Origin of the sequence: Candidatus Photobacterium acropomis, assembly GCF_030685555.1 — a bacterium.
Classification (GTDB): Bacteria; Pseudomonadota; Gammaproteobacteria; order Enterobacterales; family Vibrionaceae; genus Photobacterium; species Photobacterium lucens.
The window spans coordinates 1,686,245-1,701,699 of record NZ_CP131609.1; the positions used below are offsets into that span (position 1 = coordinate 1,686,245).

At 41.5% G+C, this 15,455-nt stretch carries 12 protein-coding genes; 8 read left to right on the forward strand and 4 right to left on the reverse strand.

The window, feature by feature from the left end; all coding sequences use genetic code 11:
* Positions 1-36: 36 nt before the first annotated feature.
* The 4 genes from Q7657_RS14790 to Q7657_RS14805 all read left to right on the forward strand — a co-directional run bounded on the left by Q7657_RS14790 (position 37) and on the right by Q7657_RS14805 (position 6,964).
* Positions 37-1,551 carry a fumarate hydratase gene (locus Q7657_RS14790; RefSeq protein ID WP_107165076.1) on the forward strand — a complete coding sequence of 505 codons (1,515 nt, stop codon included), beginning with the start codon at positions 37-39 and terminating at the stop codon, positions 1,549-1,551.
* Positions 1,552-1,761: 210 nt separating this feature from the next.
* On the forward strand, positions 1,762-2,799 hold the full coding sequence (locus Q7657_RS14795) for an efflux RND transporter periplasmic adaptor subunit (RefSeq protein ID WP_107165077.1): 1,038 nt from the start codon (positions 1,762-1,764) through the stop codon (positions 2,797-2,799).
* Entirely contained in the window at positions 2,796-3,890 is a 1,095-nt protein-coding gene (locus Q7657_RS14800) for an efflux RND transporter periplasmic adaptor subunit (protein ID WP_107165078.1), read from the forward strand. Before Q7657_RS14795 ends, Q7657_RS14800 begins: the two co-directional genes overlap by 4 nt.
* Positions 3,890-6,964 (forward strand): efflux RND transporter permease subunit, encoded by a 3,075-nt coding sequence (locus tag Q7657_RS14805; protein WP_107165079.1) that lies wholly within the window; start codon positions 3,890-3,892, stop codon positions 6,962-6,964. Before Q7657_RS14800 ends, Q7657_RS14805 begins: the two co-directional genes overlap by 1 nt.
* 89 nt (positions 6,965-7,053) lie before the next feature.
* On the opposite strand, the gene pyrC is transcribed toward Q7657_RS14805, so the two are convergent.
* The 3 genes from pyrC to Q7657_RS14820 all read right to left on the reverse strand — a co-directional run bounded on the left by pyrC (position 7,054) and on the right by Q7657_RS14820 (position 10,331).
* A complete protein-coding gene (gene pyrC / locus Q7657_RS14810) occupies positions 7,054-8,085 on the reverse strand; it encodes a dihydroorotase (protein WP_107165080.1) in 1,032 nt (343 codons plus the stop codon).
* Positions 8,086-8,250: 165 nt separating this feature from the next.
* Positions 8,251-9,180 carry a DMT family transporter gene (locus tag Q7657_RS14815; RefSeq protein ID WP_107165081.1) on the reverse strand — a complete coding sequence of 310 codons (930 nt, stop codon included), beginning with the start codon at positions 9,178-9,180 and terminating at the stop codon, positions 8,251-8,253.
* 200 nt (positions 9,181-9,380) lie between these two features.
* Complete coding sequence (locus Q7657_RS14820) at positions 9,381-10,331, reverse strand: LysR family transcriptional regulator (protein WP_107165082.1); 951 nt, start codon at positions 10,329-10,331, stop codon at positions 9,381-9,383.
* A gap of 94 nt (positions 10,332-10,425) precedes the next feature.
* On the opposite strand from Q7657_RS14820, the gene Q7657_RS14825 reads away from it, so the two are divergent.
* Positions 10,426-11,376, forward strand: a complete 951-nt coding sequence (locus tag Q7657_RS14825; RefSeq protein WP_107165083.1) for a DMT family transporter — start codon at positions 10,426-10,428, stop codon at positions 11,374-11,376.
* 43 nt (positions 11,377-11,419) lie between these two features.
* On the opposite strand, the gene Q7657_RS14830 is transcribed toward Q7657_RS14825, so the two are convergent.
* Positions 11,420-13,387 (reverse strand): methyl-accepting chemotaxis protein, encoded by a 1,968-nt coding sequence (locus Q7657_RS14830; RefSeq protein ID WP_107165205.1) that lies wholly within the window; start codon positions 13,385-13,387, stop codon positions 11,420-11,422.
* A 375-nt stretch (positions 13,388-13,762) separates the two neighbouring features.
* Here Q7657_RS14830 and hinT point away from each other — a divergent pair, with 375 nt between their 5' ends.
* The 3 genes from hinT (at position 13,763) to lpoB (ending at position 15,435) form a co-directional block, all read left to right on the forward strand.
* Positions 13,763-14,113 carry a purine nucleoside phosphoramidase gene (gene hinT / locus Q7657_RS14835; protein ID WP_008986761.1) on the forward strand — a complete coding sequence of 117 codons (351 nt, stop codon included), beginning with the start codon at positions 13,763-13,765 and terminating at the stop codon, positions 14,111-14,113.
* Positions 14,114-14,433: 320 nt separating this feature from the next.
* Positions 14,434-14,820 (forward strand): YcfL family putative periplasmic lipoprotein, encoded by a 387-nt coding sequence (locus tag Q7657_RS14840; RefSeq protein WP_053988288.1) that lies wholly within the window; start codon positions 14,434-14,436, stop codon positions 14,818-14,820.
* A 30-nt stretch (positions 14,821-14,850) separates the two neighbouring features.
* Positions 14,851-15,435 (forward strand): penicillin-binding protein activator LpoB, encoded by a 585-nt coding sequence (gene lpoB / locus Q7657_RS14845; RefSeq protein WP_008986763.1) that lies wholly within the window; start codon positions 14,851-14,853, stop codon positions 15,433-15,435.
* The last annotated feature ends 20 nt before the right edge of the window (positions 15,436-15,455 follow it).

Consider the following 15,455-nt stretch of genomic DNA (forward strand, 5'->3'; position numbering starts at 1 on the left):
GGCGCCATGGAATGATATTACTCAACGAGGGCAAATATGACTGTCATCCGTAAAGAAGACGTGATTAGTAGTGTGGCTGATGCATTACAATATATCTCTTATTACCACCCACTGGATTTCGTGCAAGCTTTAGAAAAAGCCTATAACAAAGAGCAAAGCCAAGCCGCAAAAGATGCGATCGCACAGATCTTAATTAACTCTCGTATGTCTGCCGAAGGGCATCGTCCAATTTGCCAAGACACAGGTATTGTTACCTGTTTCGTGAAAATTGGTATGAACGTGCAGTGGGATAGCGATCTGACTGTACAAGAAATGATTGATGAAGGTGTTCGTCAAGGCTACACCAATCAAGATAACCCACTGCGTGCCTCTGTGGTGGCAGATCCTGCTGGTCGTCGTATTAATACTAAAGATAACGCGCCTGCGGTGGTGCACATTGATATGGTACCGGGCGATAAGGTTGAAATTCAGATCGCAGCAAAAGGTGGCGGCTCTGAAAACAAAACTAAAATGGTGATGCTAAATCCATCTGACGATATTGCAGAATGGGTTGAAAAAACAGTGCCACTGATGGGTGCAGGCTGGTGTCCACCGGGTATGCTAGGTATCGGTATTGGCGGTACAGCAGAAAAAGCAGCAGTACTTGCGAAAGAGTCGCTAATGGAATCGATTGATATCCATGAACTGAAAGAGCGTGGCGCACAGAACACCGAAGAAGCATTGCGTTTAGATATTTTTGAACGTGTTAACAAGCTAGGTATTGGGGCGCAAGGGCTTGGTGGTTTAACAACAGTCCTTGATGTGAAAATCAAAACCGCGCCAACACATGCAGCGTCTAAACCGGTTTGTATGATCCCGAACTGTGCTGCAACTCGTCATGTTCATTTCACGCTAGATGGCACAGGTCCTGCGGAGCTTACACCACCTAAACTGGCTGATTGGCCAGAAGTGACATGGGAAGTGGGAGACAACGTTCGTCGCGTTAACCTAGACACTATCACGAAAGCAGATGTTCAAGAGTGGAAGTCAGGCGAAACAGTACTGTTATCAGGCAAGATCTTAACCGGTCGTGATGCTGCTCATAAGCGCATTCAAGAAATGCTGAAAAACGGTGAAGGTCTGCCGGATGGTGTCGATTTTAATGGTCGTTTCATCTACTACGTTGGCCCAGTTGATGCGGTAGGTGATGAGGTTGTAGGTCCTGCTGGTCCAACGACATCAACGCGTATGGATAAATTTACCGACATGATGTTAGGTGAGACTGGCCTAATGGGGATGATTGGTAAAGCTGAGCGTGGCCCTGCTGCGATTGAATCTATTAAAGAGCATAAAGCAGTTTACTTAATGGCTGTTGGTGGCGCTGCATACCTTGTTGCGAAAGCGATTAAGAAAGCACGTGTGGTGGCGTTTGAAGATTTAGGTATGGAAGCGATTTACGAATTTGAAGTCGAAGATATGCCCGTCACTGTTGCTGTTGATTCTAACGGTGTCAATGCTCACCAAACAGGCCCTGATACGTGGCGTGTGAACATTGCTGAAATGGAAAAATAAGCCATTTTTGATGAAAAGATAAAGAAGGAGCCAAAGTGGCTCCTTTTTTTATAAATAAAAATAGTGGCTTGGATTGTGACCTTGCCTCTATTTCGTAAAATGAAACAAGATTGTTAATAAACAAAGCTCTATTATTCATAATTATATATTTATTGTACGTAATATTAACAATAACAGTGCCCTCACGTATGCAAGATCATGGAGAGTAGTATGAGGCGACAATTTTGCACAACACTTTTAGTGTGTTTTGCCTTAGTTGGCTGTAAAGAAGAGAAAGTGACGGTGATGGAACCAGAGTCGCGACCTGTAAAATTACAATCGGTTTCGGTTGGCAATAATGAATCACTGCGTTCATTCCCTGCCATTGTTGAAGCAGGCGATAAAGCCGTATTGGCATTTCGAGTTTCAGGACAATTAAATAATGTTCAAGCCCATCCCGGAGAGTTTGTTCGAAAAGGGCAAACCTTAGCGACTTTAAACCCTGATGAGTTATCGTTGTTGGTGAAACAAGCACAAGCGCAATATGATTTAGCCAATGTGCAATTTAAACGTAATAGTCAATTACGTAAGACTAACGTGGTATCAGAGCTTGACTATGACGCCTCAAAAGCTAATTTAAAACAGGCAAAAGCAGCATTAGATAAAGCCAAATCTAATTTAAGTTATGCCAAGCTGATTGCGCCTTATGATGGGCATATATCGCTATCTATGGTTGAAAATTTTGAATATGTAGCAGCTAAACAGCCTGTTATGCATATTCAAAGTGCCAAGCTGATCAATATGACCTTCCAGCTACCAGACTATTTACTTGCCCGTTTTCAAGGTCATGCTGAAGAGATTAATCCGACGGTGGCATTTGATACTTTAGCTAACCAAACCTTTCCTGCTCAATTTAAAGAAATTGATACCGAGCCAGATAGCAAAACCTCAAGCTATAAAGTCACCCTTTCTATGACACGTCCAGAAGGTAGCAATATTATGCCGGGTATGTCTGGCTCTGTGACGATTGTGCTTCCTCAAGGTAATGCGGGGGCAATCCCGACTCGTGCTGTTATCACTGAAGGTAATAAACACTTTGTTTGGCGTGTGAATGACAACCAGCAAGTAGAGAAAGTAGAAGTTACATTAGATAAAAATAACCGTGTTATTTCAGGATTGAATGACGGTGATGTGATAGCAACATCTGGAGTCTCTGAATTACAAGCAGATCAAAAGGTCCGTCCGTGGATCAAGGAGCGTGGACTATGATCAAGTCTTATCGTTTATTAACACTGACGGTGTGTGCTTCTTTTCTATTATTAGGTTGTGAAAAGCCGCAAGTCGAGCCGCGTGTCGTGCAACCGATTGTTAAAGTACAAGCAGTCAAAGAGGGCAGTAAGCCGCCTAAATTAACCTTTCCTGCGGTAGCATCTGCTGCGGATAAGTCGATATTGTCGTTCCGAATTCCTGGGGAGATCACTCAAATTTTGATCCGCACCGGTGACACGGTTAAGAAAGGGCAATTACTCGCACGTTTAGATCCCCGTGATTACAAACTCGGTGTTGATGATGCTCAGGCAAAGTTTAATGTTGCTGATAGTCAATATCGACGTTCTGCAAAATTATTACGTAATGGTTATTTACCGCAATCACAATTCGATGAGTTAGAAGCGCAGCGCAGTATCGCGAAAGCAAATTTAGAATTAGCGAAGCTCAAATTAAGCTTCACTGAATTAAAGGCGCCTTTCTCGGGGGTGATTTCTATTATTCCTGTCGAGCAGTTTGAGAATATTCAAGTTGGTCAGCAGATCATGAATATCCACAGTGTTAATTCTGTGGATATTGAAATCCAAGCACCTGACATGATTTATTCCAAGCAAAGTGTGTTAGATGTCGATAATAGCGATCGCTCTGCGGCAAAAGTGATCCTTCCTAACGGTGAAAAGCTTCCTGTTAAATTAAAAGAGTTTACCACCGAGCCAGATCCAGAATCGGGTTCATTCCTTGTCACACTCACTATGCCAATGCCTAAAAACCAATTTATTTTGGATGGTATGTCAGTTGAAGTGGAAGCCGATGCTCAGAAATTACAGGTGTATAAAGTGGGGCAACAAATTGTCCCACTAGAAGCATTGTTTAACCAAGATGGTGACGCAATAGAAGCGACACATAAATATGTCTGGGTTTTAACGCCTGAAAATACAGTGACAAAACGTTTAGTGGTAACAGATAAGGTTGTGCCTGAAGGAGTGAGACTAAAATCTGGTCTTCAGGAAGGTGAAAAGGTTGTTGTCACTGGGGTAAACCGCTTAAGAGAGGGACAAAAAGTGGTGGTGTTTGCTAAGGAGGGCCAACAATAATGAAACAAGATATTGCGACTTATTTTATCAAGAATAAGGTGATCAGCTGGATGCTGACGCTAATATTTCTTGTTGGTGGTACGTTTTCTTTCTTTGGCTTAGGGCAGTTAGAAGATCCTGCATTTACGATTAAAGATGCGATGGTTGTTACCGCTTATCCGGGGGCCACACCGCAGCAAGTTGAAGAAGAGGTCACTTATCCTATAGAAAAGGCGATTCAGCAGTTAACTTATGTTGATGAAGTGAATTCCATTTCTAGCCGTGGTTTATCGCAGATCACGGTCACTATGAAAAACAACTATGGCCCTGATGATCTTCCGCAAATTTGGGATGAGCTCCGCCGTAAAGTCAATGATATGTCATCGAGCTTGCCACCGGGGGTTGCTCAACCTAAAGTCATTGATGATTTCGGGGATGTTTACGGTATTTTGCTTGCGATCACTGGTGATGGTTATAGCTATAAAGAGCTAAGTGATTATGTTGATTATCTTCGACGTGAAATCGAATTGGTTGATGGTGTAGGTAAAGTTGGCGTTACAGGTAATCAGCAAGAGCAAGTCTTCATTGAAATCTCAATGCAGCGTTTAAGTAGCTTAGGTATTTCCTTAGATACCATTTACAACATTCTTGCGACACAAAACTTAGTGACTAGTGCTGGTGCTGTTCGTATTGGTGATGAATATGTGCGTGTGCATCCGACGGGTGAGTTTAAAAATGTCGATGAACTGGGGGATTTGATCATTACCGAAAAGGGGGCTAATGGTCTTATTTACCTACGTGATGTTGCTGACATCAAAAAAGGCTTTAAAGAAATTCCAGATAATTTAGTGAGCTTTAATGGTCATGAAGCTTTAAATGTGGGTGTTTCTTTTATCGAAGGGGTCAATGTCGTTGAAGTTGGTCAGCGTGTTATGCAAAGGCTGGCTGAACTCAAAGAGCAACAACCGGTTGGTATTGATATTGATGCGGTGTATAGCCAGCCAATCGAAGTTGATAAATCAGTCAGTGGTTTTGTGGTCAGTCTAGGGCAAGCTGTCGTGATCGTGATTGTCGTCCTGCTGTTCTTTATGGGACTACGCTCTGGTTTACTTATTGGTTTGATCTTGCTGTTAACTGTTTTAGGCACGTTTGTGTTTATGAAATGGTTGGCGATTGATCTGCAACGTATTTCGCTAGGTGCATTGGTTATTGCTCTGGGTATGCTGGTGGATAACGCCATCGTAGTGGTCGAAGGGATATTGATAGGGATGCAAAAAGGGCGGACGCGAATGCAGGCGGCCTCTGATATTGTTACCCAAACCAAGTGGCCATTATTGGGAGCAACAGTGATTGCAGTTATGGCATTTGCACCGATTGGTTTATCGCAAGACTCAACTGGTGAATATTGTCGAACGCTATTTACTGTACTTCTTATTTCCCTCATGTTGAGTTGGTTTACAGCGATTTCATTAACGCCATTCTTTGCTGATCTTTTCTTTAAGAATGTCAAAGTCGATCAAGCTGATGATCAAAAAGATCCTTATGGCAGTATTTTCTTTGTTGTTTATCGTAAGTCATTAGAGTTTTGTATGCGCCAAGCATGGATGACAGTGATCGTATTGATCTTGATGCTAGGCGGTAGTGTGTATGGCTTTACATTATTGAAACAATCGTTCTTCCCAGCATCAACAACACCGATGTTTATGGTGGATGTGTGGCTCCCAGAAGGTACCGATATTCGTGCCACTAATGATACTTTAAAACAACTGGAGAAAGTGGTTGGGGCTGAAGAAGGGGTTGAATACGTCAGCTCAAGTGCAGGTAAAGGTTCGCAGCGTTTTATGCTGACTTATGCGCCAGAGAAAAGCTATGCCGCTTATGGTGAGCTAATTGTTCGGGTTGATTCGTTTGAAAACGTAGTACCTGTGATGAAAAAGTTCAGGGAGCAGCTAGATAAAGATTTTCCTGAAATTGAATACAAAGCCAAGTTGGTGATGTTAGGTCCATCATCGGGTTCGAAAATTGAAGCACGTATAGTGGGTTCTGATCCAACGGTACTGCGAGGTATAGCATCACAAGTCGTCGATGTGATGAATGCCGATCCTGGGGCATTTAACATTCGTCATGATTGGCGTGAACGTACCAAGGTTATTGAACCTGTATTTAATGAAAGCCAAGCAAGGCGCTACGGTATTACGAAAAAGGATGTTGATGAGTTGCTGCAAATGGCATTCTCAGGGATCAACATAGGTTTATATCGTGAAGGCACAAACTTAATGCCTATTGTGGCACGTTTACCGGAAGAAGAGCGTGTAGATATCAGCACAATTGAAGGGATGAAGATTTGGAGCCCTGCGATCCAAGGTTATATTCCATTGCAACAAGTGGTGCTGGATGTGAATGTGCGCTGGGAAGATCCGTTAGTGGTACGTAAAAACCGCAAACGTGTATTAACGGTGATGGCAGATCCTGATCCTATTGGTGAAGAAACCGCAGCGACAGTACAAAAGCGTATTATGCCAGCGATTGCTGCGATTGAATTACCAGAAGGTTATAGCTTGGAGTGGGGCGGTGAATATGAGTCATCAGCAGATGCGCAAGCGTCACTGTTCCAAACTATGCCAATGGGTTATTTAGCGATGTTCCTTATCACTATCTTCCTATTTAATAAGGTTAAAGAAGCTTTGATTGTGTGGGCAACAGTGCCATTAGCAATCATTGGTGTGACCTTAGGTTTGCTGCTGTTAAATACCCCATTTGGTTTTATGGCATTGCTTGGTTTCTTAAGCTTATCGGGAATGCTGGTGAAAAATGGTATCGTTCTGCTCGATCAAATTGAAATTGAGATAGCAAGCGGTAAGGAAAAATACCAAGCGGTTGTGGATGCAGCGGTAAGTCGTGTGCGCCCTGTTTGTATGGCAGCAATCACCACGGTGTTAGGCATGATCCCGCTGTTACCCGATGTGTTCTTTAAGCCAATGGCAGTTACCATTATGTTTGGTTTAAGCTTTGCCACGGTATTAACCTTGATTGTGGTACCTGTGTTATATCGCTTGTTTCATAAATTAAAAGTGCCAAGTAAACAAACGGCATAACAGTCTGTTTAGTTAACTAGAAAGCTAAACACAAAGAAATAAAAAGGCTTCCAAACGGAAGCCTTTCTTTTATTCTCTTTTGTGAGCGATTAAGCGTTCACTTTCCAGCTCATGGTTTCGCCAGCTTTAATTGGTACAACAGTGTCGTTACCAAATTGCATTTCTTCAGCAACCGTCCATGACTCTTTTACCAGTGTAATCGTATCAGTATTACGTGGTAGGCCATAGAAATCAGGGCCATTGAAACTTGCAAAGCCTTCTAGCTTATCTAGCGCATTTGCTTGTTCAAATACCTCAGCATAAAGCTCGATAGCTGCGTGAGCTGTGTAAGAGCCTGCACAACCACAAGCTGCTTCTTTACGACCTTTAGCATGTGGCGCAGTATCTGTGCCTAAGAAGAACTTTTTGCTACCACTGGTTGCAGCATCAACTAATGCTTGCTGGTGGGTATTGCGCTTAAGGATCGGCAAACAGTAGAAGTGCGGGCGGATGCCGCCAACTAACATGTGATTACGGTTAAACATTAAGTGGTGAGCCGTAATCGTTGCAGCTACGTTGTCACCAGCATTTTGTACGAACTTCACCGCATCTGCTGTGGTGATATGTTCAAGTACAATTTTTAGTGATGTGAATTCTTCAACGATAGGACCAAGCACGGTATCAAGGAAGGTTTTCTCACGGTCGAAAATATCAACATGATCATGAGTCACTTCACCATGAATAAGCAGTGGCATACCCACTTCTTGCATTGCGACTAACGCAGGACGAATTTTATCAATCGATGTTACGCCTGAGTCTGAGTTAGTGGTTGCACCTGCAGGGTAAAGCTTTGCTGCATAGACATGACCAGACGCTTTTGCTTTCTTAATTTCTTCAGCTGATGTGTTATCTGTTAGGTAGATAACCATAAGAGGTGAGAAAGTTGGGTTAGGTTGAGCATCTAGGATGCGCTCACGGTAAGCTAAAGCAGATTCTGTATCTGTAACAGGAGGGATCAAATTAGGCATGATAATCGCGCGGCCCATGTAACGGCTAATATCCCTTACTGTATCTTTTAATACATCACCATCACGTAAGTGTGCGTGCCAATCATCAGGACGAGTAATCGTTAATGTTGTCATTTTGTTTCCCTACCAAAAAATTTGCCCGATTCTAAAAGCATCTCATAGTTAAGTAAAGGTCATTAAACCAACAATGAGTTTGTTTGTTGAAATAAAATGCAATCGTTTGCGAAGTTTACCAAAGACGAAAAGGATCACAGCAATAGAGTAAAAATATCTGTATCATTACTCTCTTTTCTTCATGCTAACGACGGAATACACCACAAACACCATGCCAACAGCGTGAAACCAAGTAAAAGGCTCGTTTAAGATAGTAATAGCAAAAATAGCGGTTATTGCAGGCCCTACATTACTGGTTAAACTTAACTGAGATGGGGTGAGTTTCTGCATCGCTGCTGCAACAAAGAAAGAGGGCAAGACGGTACAGAAGATCCCAAGAGCGATCCCTAATCCTATTAACCTTGGATCCAATGTGATCACATTGATGCCTTGCCACTGACTTTGAATCAAAATAACGATCCCAGCAGATCCCATACCAATACAAGTAAAAAGCTGGCTTCCCATTTGGCTAATTAACTTTTTGCTCATAATTAAATAACAAGCAAAGACAAAAGCAGAAGCTACTGCCAATCCACTTCCTAATAAAACGTTATTGCCGATATTGTTGATGTCATGAAAAACAATTAACGCAACGCCGATATAACCAAGAAAAATCGCTTTAAAAGTCCCTTTAACGGGTGCTTGTTTTAAAACAATCCAGCTAATTAACACGACAAAACTTGGGAATAAAAAGATCAATAGTCGTTCTAATTGCGCACTGATATACGCCATAGCGGCAATATCTAAATATGACGCCAAATAGTAACCAAGAATGCCCACAGCACTGGCAGCTAAGCAATAGTGTTTGAAGTTGGCTCTATGCTTTGCCTTTCTCAGTAACCAGAACATCATAATGATATAGATAGGGACGGAACTAATGGCACGTAATGTCATAATCGAGACGGCATCGCCCCCAAACTGGTAGGCAAGCTTAATAAAGACAGGTTTGATGGAAAATAAGGCCGTACCAATTAGCGCAAAAATGATGCCTTTATTGATATCAGAGTAGGACGATTTATTATTTTCTTTGGGGTTATCTTGGGTTGATGGTGTCATATTATTTCTCGCTGAATGTTAATAGAAAGACTGCGAGAAATGCGGTAGGTCACTGGCTGAGCATTACTCACAGCCAGATAGCAATAGACTACTGGCCGGATGGCAGTAGCGTATTGAGGAGCCAAGTGTAGATAGTTGAACGGTTCATAAGTTGCCTATTTATTGAGCATTAAAACCAACTTACGTGAATCGATAAGGTGTTACAAGCCATTAATTGCATTCATTAATGATTTATTTTCAGCATAAGTAAATTGCTCAGTTATAAAATCAATAAAAGCTCTTTGACGATAAGGCATATTGAGGTTGGGAAGATACTGCATAAAGACTTCGCCTTGGTAATTATCGAGTAATACCCAATGTGGCAGTACGGGGGTTAATGCACCTGACTCGATGGCTTTCTTAGCCACAAAAAAAGGCAATACAGCAATACCCAAATGATTCAGTGCTGCTTCTAATCGCATTTCAGTATGGTTAGCAATATAACGACCGTTAACAGTTACCGTGACTTGCTCATTGTCTGTTTTAAAACGCCATTGGTTATCGACAATGGTTTCTCCAAGATAAATACAATCATGATCGACCAATTGCTTTGGATGTTGTGGCATACCTCGCTGAGCGAGATAGTGTGGCGATGCACACAAGACAAGATGGTTAGTGGCTAAGTTTTTCGCAACCAAGTTAGCTTGTGGTTTATTGGTGAGTTTAAAAACCACATCGACATCATGATAGATAGGATCCATCGGCTTATCCGTCACTTGGATCTTTAACTTAATTTTTGGATGTTGTTCTACAAAGATCAGCAGTAAAGGCTGGAGGACTTGGCGACAAAATGCTTTTGGTGCCGCTATGGTGAGTTGTCCTTCCACTTCTTGAGCTTGGTTACCTGCTAGGTTCATGACATCCTGCGCATTTTGCAGGATATTCTTACCGTATTGATAGGCTTCTTGCCCTGCATGAGTCAGTGATTGGCTACGTGTACTGCGTTTGATCAGCTGTATTTGAAGCTCTTTTTCTAATCGGCTGATCTGGCGGCTAATGCCGGATGGTGTCATTCCTAGTTTTTTTGCCGCAGCACTGAAACTGTCAGATTCCACAACAGTAACAAATGCTGCGATATCAGGTAGAAGCTGAATGATTTTATTTTTGTCCATCAGTCACAAATCCTTTGCTTGAAGGTTGGATTATCAACTATCAGTCAAACATATAACATTTTGATTACAACTTAAATGATGTAGGAGAAAGAATATGGCGCAGATCTGGCAAACATTCGACGTAGGGCAAAAGCACCGCATGATCGCAATCTTTGGGCTATTAGCCGTGGCGGTTTTTTGGGGAACCAGTTACGGCATCGCCAAAGAAGCCATGCTGTACACCAGCGTATTACTGTTCTTAGTGATCCGATTTAGCCTTACTTTAGTGCTGATGTTGCCACTTATTATCAAGCAGTGGCGGTGGCAAACGTACTGGCAATTGGCACCAACAGGAGTGATATTAAGTATTATTTATCTCGCTGAAACGTATGGTGTTTATTATACAACCGCTTCTAATGCTGCTTTTTTAATTAGCTTATTTATTATCTTCACGCCACTTGTGGATGCGTTTGTTAATCGCCATGCCATTGCCTTTAAAGAACTCTTTGCTGCCCTGATTGCTATTTGTGGTGTGGGTTTGCTGGTAGGGGAAAACCTGACAGAACTGCAATTTAATATGGGAGATGGGTTAATTTTATTGGCGGCATTATGCCGAGCTGCATTTGTTGTGATGACAAAAAAGAAAATGGAAAAACAACAATGTGAGCCACTATTAGCGACCTTTATTCAATCATCTGTAGTGACTTTAGTTTGTATTGTCTTGCTGTTTTTAGTGGTGCCTAGTGAGCAGTATGTTTTACCGAACACGGTTAATTTTTGGCTATATGTGAGTTATCTCGTGGTGTTTTGTACTTTGTTTGCTTTTTATATTCAAAACTATGGTGTGAAACATACCAATCCAACTCAAGTTTCATTTTTACTAGGGCTTGAGCCAGTGTTTGGTGGTTTATTTGCTCATTGGTGGTTAGGGGAAAGGTTCGATAGCATTCAGTGGATAGGAGCTGGCTTGATTGTTTTTGCTGCAATGTTTATTTCACTCAAGTTCTCTTTTCGTCGACGAATAAAAACAAGCCATGTTGCAGAGATAGAAAAGCCGATCGGATGATCGGCTTTGCATTGTATATTGCGATGGTTATTTGTTTATAACGTTATAGCTTAAATTTATGTACCAATTGGTTTTGCTCGGTAGCCAGTGTATCAAGCATCGAGCTGGCTTCTGCCACTTCTTCCATTGCCGTGTAGTTGGTATCAGCAATATGGCTGATATCTTCTAGGCTGCGAGCAATATCTGCCGTTGTTGTGCGTTGCTCCTCAGCAGATTGTGCAATTTGGCTACTCATTTGGCTAATTTCAATGATAATTGCTTGGATCTCTTCCATTGCACTGTTGGCATCAGAAGCTTGGTTGATACTGTTGTCCATTTCAGTTACGCAGCTTTGCATCATTTCCATTGCCTGACCGGAACTGCTTTGTAGATTTTGGATCATGGATTCAATTTCAGAGGTTGAATCAGTAGTACGTTTAGCCAGCACACGTACTTCATCTGCAACCACCGCAAAACCACGACCTTGATCGCCAGCACGTGCCGCTTCAATTGCAGCGTTAAGTGCGAGTAGGTTGGTTTGATCGGCGATATTACGGATCACATCTAAAATAGAGCCAATATTGCTACTCATTTGTTGTAGATCAGCTACCGCTGTGACTGAGTCATCTAAACGGGTTGAAAGTTGATGGGCAATATTGATGTTTTTACTCATCACTTCACGACCTGTTGCGGATGCTCGCTCAACCTCATGAACACGTTCCATGGTGTTTTGTGCGCTTTGAGAAACGTCTGTGACCGAATGCTCCATTTCTGTCATTGCGGTTGCGACAGACACTGTTTGCTCACGTTGATCGTTTAAGCGTTGTTTAGCCAATGCTGTTGTACTTTGGTTTTCAGCGGCTACTTTGGTTAAATCTTCCGATGCTTGGCTTAGCTGACTTAGGATTTGTTGCAAGTTACCAGCAAGCGTATTGATGTGATGGCTTAATTTATTAAATTCAATAAATTGTGAACGCTCGGTACGCTGCGTCATATCGCCATCAGTTAAGGATTCTAGCGTTTTGAGCATGGATACTAATGGACGACGAACACTGCGTGCTAAATACCAACCAATGGAAATAGCAAGTAAAATGACAATTATTCCAATACATACAGCTTTGGTAATGCCTTGGCTGTAAGTGCGATCAGCGGTTTGGATCGCTTGATCCATTTGATTAGTGGCTTGCTGGTTAAATTGCTCAAGGATCGACATTGCTTGGTTAACTTCTTTCGTTAACGTTGCGATGTTGTCATATAAACGGGTTTTCGCTTCAATGTATTCGTAGTGTTGATCCAGTACACCACCTTTCTTACCAATATCGAGGGTATATTGATTAATCGACTTACCGAATGAGTCTTTTAATCCTGAAAGTAGGGTAGTTAAGCTACGAAAAGCGTTAGCAAGGTGGTTAACACTACGTTTGTTTTGTTTAATGGCTTCTTCAATTTTACTGATGTCATCTGTCGCTAGCGCATCAGAGGTAATGGTTTCTGTTTCTTTTAACTTAACGAAGAAGTTTTTAGCCATCATTTTAACGGCCATATTATCTTGTTCGTTAATGTATTCTTTCATACCGATACTGAGTTCGGCTTGTAGGCGTTGGAAACGGCGAGCTGATTGTTGACGTTCATCACCCGCTAGCATTTGGGTGCGATAGTTTTGCATCGCAATTTGTGCTTCAGCAAAATAACGTTGCTCAAGATCTGTCAGTGCTTTGATGTAGTTAGTTAGCTCTGGGTTACTTTCGGCAATTGCCACTAATTCTTGGCGAGCTGAGGCAAACTCTTTTGTTGCTTTATGAAAATCGGCTTCATAAGTTTGCATTGCAGCCGGATCTTGGCTGGTAAGAAAGTCTTTAAAGGTTTTATCGGCAGCAAGAAGTTTAACGCTTACTTTATTAGATATAGAGACTAAAGGAAGTGCGTCAGTGGTTACTGTCGTTAACTGGTTATGGATACGGTTTGTTCCATCAAGCATGAGCACAATGGTTAAAACAAACAATGCAACCATAACCACAAAACCAGAGTACATACGACGTATGACTGAAGTTTGGCTAGATTTCTTCATAATATCCCTATATTTAGCAAGAGTCAGTGTCATCATATTGCTGACTAATTGGTCATAACCTTCAATTTGACAATTTATGAATCCTTGTTCGCAAAGAAGGCTAAATTCGCGACTGAAATTATCAAATTAACTTTAGCTTATACTATCGTCACTTCAGCTAGACTCTTGATAGATAAATTGATTTAGGCATCAATTGTTTGATCGCTGCATCAAAAAAACACGAAAGGATGAAATTTTTTCCCGATAAAATGTTAAAAACAGTGTTCATTATTGCGCAATAGTAATGACTGGCGCATACTCAAGAATCAAACTAATAACAATGAGTTGATGGAGTCAGAAATGGCGGAAGAAACTATCTTCAGTAAAATTATTCGTAAAGAAATTCCAGCTGATATTTTGTATCAAGATGATTTAGTCACTGCATTTCGTGATATTAATCCTCGTGCGCCAAGCCACATTCTAATTATTCCGAATAAACTGATCCCAACAGTGAATGATGTTGAAGCAGACGATGAATTAATGATGGGTCGTATGTTTACTGTGGCACGTCAACTTGCTGAAAAAGAAGGCGTTGCAGAAGATGGCTACCGTTTAATTGTGAACTGTAACCCTCATGGTGGACAAGAAGTTTACCACATTCACATGCACCTACTTGGCGGTCGTCCTTTAGGTCCTATGATTGTTGGCTAATCGCTATTTTTGATTATCTTGACGTAGTAAAACGAAAAGATAGAAAGATTATCGAGTTATTGAAGCCTGAATATTGCATCTGTTTACATTGTAAATGTGACATTTTGCGCAATATTCAGGCTTTTTTGTTGGTCACAGCAGGTGGTAAATACAGCAAAATTGAGAGAAATGCAGAACATTGTTGGCAATCATTGCTAGCTAACATTAAAATTCATCTCCGTTATTGATCAAATGACACAAAAGCAGGACGCACAGTAATAGTGTGGGGTTGTTGACATAAGCACCAGTGTTCTGGTGGTCGCGCTATTAGGAGGCGTGTAATGAAGTATTTAATGACATTATTTTTAGCACTAATGGTCACAGCATGCAGTAGTGATCCCGCTGGTATTAGTATTGAAAATAGCAATCAAAATGTCGTTATTGGTAATGCCGTTCTTGCACGTAGCTTAGCGTTTAATAATGCCCATACATCGAAGGTTAACGGGTTAATGAAAGCGTCTGTTGTTGTCGCAAACAAAGTTAACACGGATATGAACTTGCAATACCGATTTTACTGGTATGATGCGCAAGGTTTAGAAGTCAGTGGAAGCGATGCGCCTTGGCACCAATTTGTACTAAAGGGCAATGATACGATGACGCTACAAGGTGTTGCTCATCAATTAGAAGCAACCCAATATCGTATCTATGTACGCAGAGCCGAACACTGATTTAATTGAAAATATCATTAAGGTTTCATAATGAAAAAAAGCGTTCTTGCATTATTGGCGGCATCATCACTGTTAGGTGGTTGTGCTCAAACTGTCGATTATGTGAATTCACATATTCCTGAAACGCCATCGATTAATTTTGGCTCTAATGATTTAGAAAATACAGCATCAAAGATGACAACGAAGATGTTGTCTTCACCTGCAGTTGCTTCTATTACTTCTGGTCGTAAGCATCCTATTGTTGTTGTAAACAATATTCAAAATAACACCAGCGGTCATGTAGATACAGCATCACTGACAGATACGATCAAGTCTAAAATCTCACGTTCAGGCAAATTCAAGTTTGCTGAAAAGTCTCGTGTTGATGCTGTTCGCCAGCAGATGAATTTCCAAGATGATGATCGTTTTGTTAATCAAAGTACAGCGATTCAATTTGCCAATATGGTGGGCGCGCAGTACATGTTATATGGCAATTTGACCAATACAAGCAAGCGTCAAAACGGTCAAAACGTGCCTTTCTATAAAATGACAATGCGTTTGATGAATACCAAATCTGGCGCGATTGAATGGGCTGACACAGGTTTAGCACCTAAAGGCGATTCTCAAGGTTGGTAATCATCAACATGGTTTGGTAA

Bases quoted from the DNA above. Each gene is read 5' to 3' on its own strand.
- pyrC (WP_107165080.1), bottom strand. From the start codon at position 8,085: ATGACAACATTAACGATTACTCGTCCTGATGATTGGCACGCACACTTA.
- Q7657_RS14820 (WP_107165082.1), bottom strand. From the start codon at position 10,331: ATGGACAAAAATAAAATCATTCAGCTTCTACCTGATATCGCAGCATTT.
- Q7657_RS14840 (WP_053988288.1), top strand. From the start codon at position 14,434: ATGAAGTATTTAATGACATTATTTTTAGCACTAATGGTCACAGCATGC.
- lpoB (WP_008986763.1), top strand. From the start codon at position 14,851: ATGAAAAAAAGCGTTCTTGCATTATTGGCGGCATCATCACTGTTAGGT.
- Q7657_RS14790 (WP_107165076.1), top strand. From the start codon at position 37: ATGACTGTCATCCGTAAAGAAGACGTGATTAGTAGTGTGGCTGATGCA.
- Q7657_RS14825 (WP_107165083.1), top strand. From the start codon at position 10,426: ATGGCGCAGATCTGGCAAACATTCGACGTAGGGCAAAAGCACCGCATG.
- Q7657_RS14805 (WP_107165079.1), top strand. From the start codon at position 3,890: ATGAAACAAGATATTGCGACTTATTTTATCAAGAATAAGGTGATCAGC.
- hinT (WP_008986761.1), top strand. From the start codon at position 13,763: ATGGCGGAAGAAACTATCTTCAGTAAAATTATTCGTAAAGAAATTCCA.
- Q7657_RS14815 (WP_107165081.1), bottom strand. From the start codon at position 9,180: ATGACACCATCAACCCAAGATAACCCCAAAGAAAATAATAAATCGTCC.
- Q7657_RS14795 (WP_107165077.1), top strand. From the start codon at position 1,762: ATGAGGCGACAATTTTGCACAACACTTTTAGTGTGTTTTGCCTTAGTT.
- Q7657_RS14830 (WP_107165205.1), bottom strand. From the start codon at position 13,387: ATGTACTCTGGTTTTGTGGTTATGGTTGCATTGTTTGTTTTAACCATT.
- Q7657_RS14800 (WP_107165078.1), top strand. From the start codon at position 2,796: ATGATCAAGTCTTATCGTTTATTAACACTGACGGTGTGTGCTTCTTTT.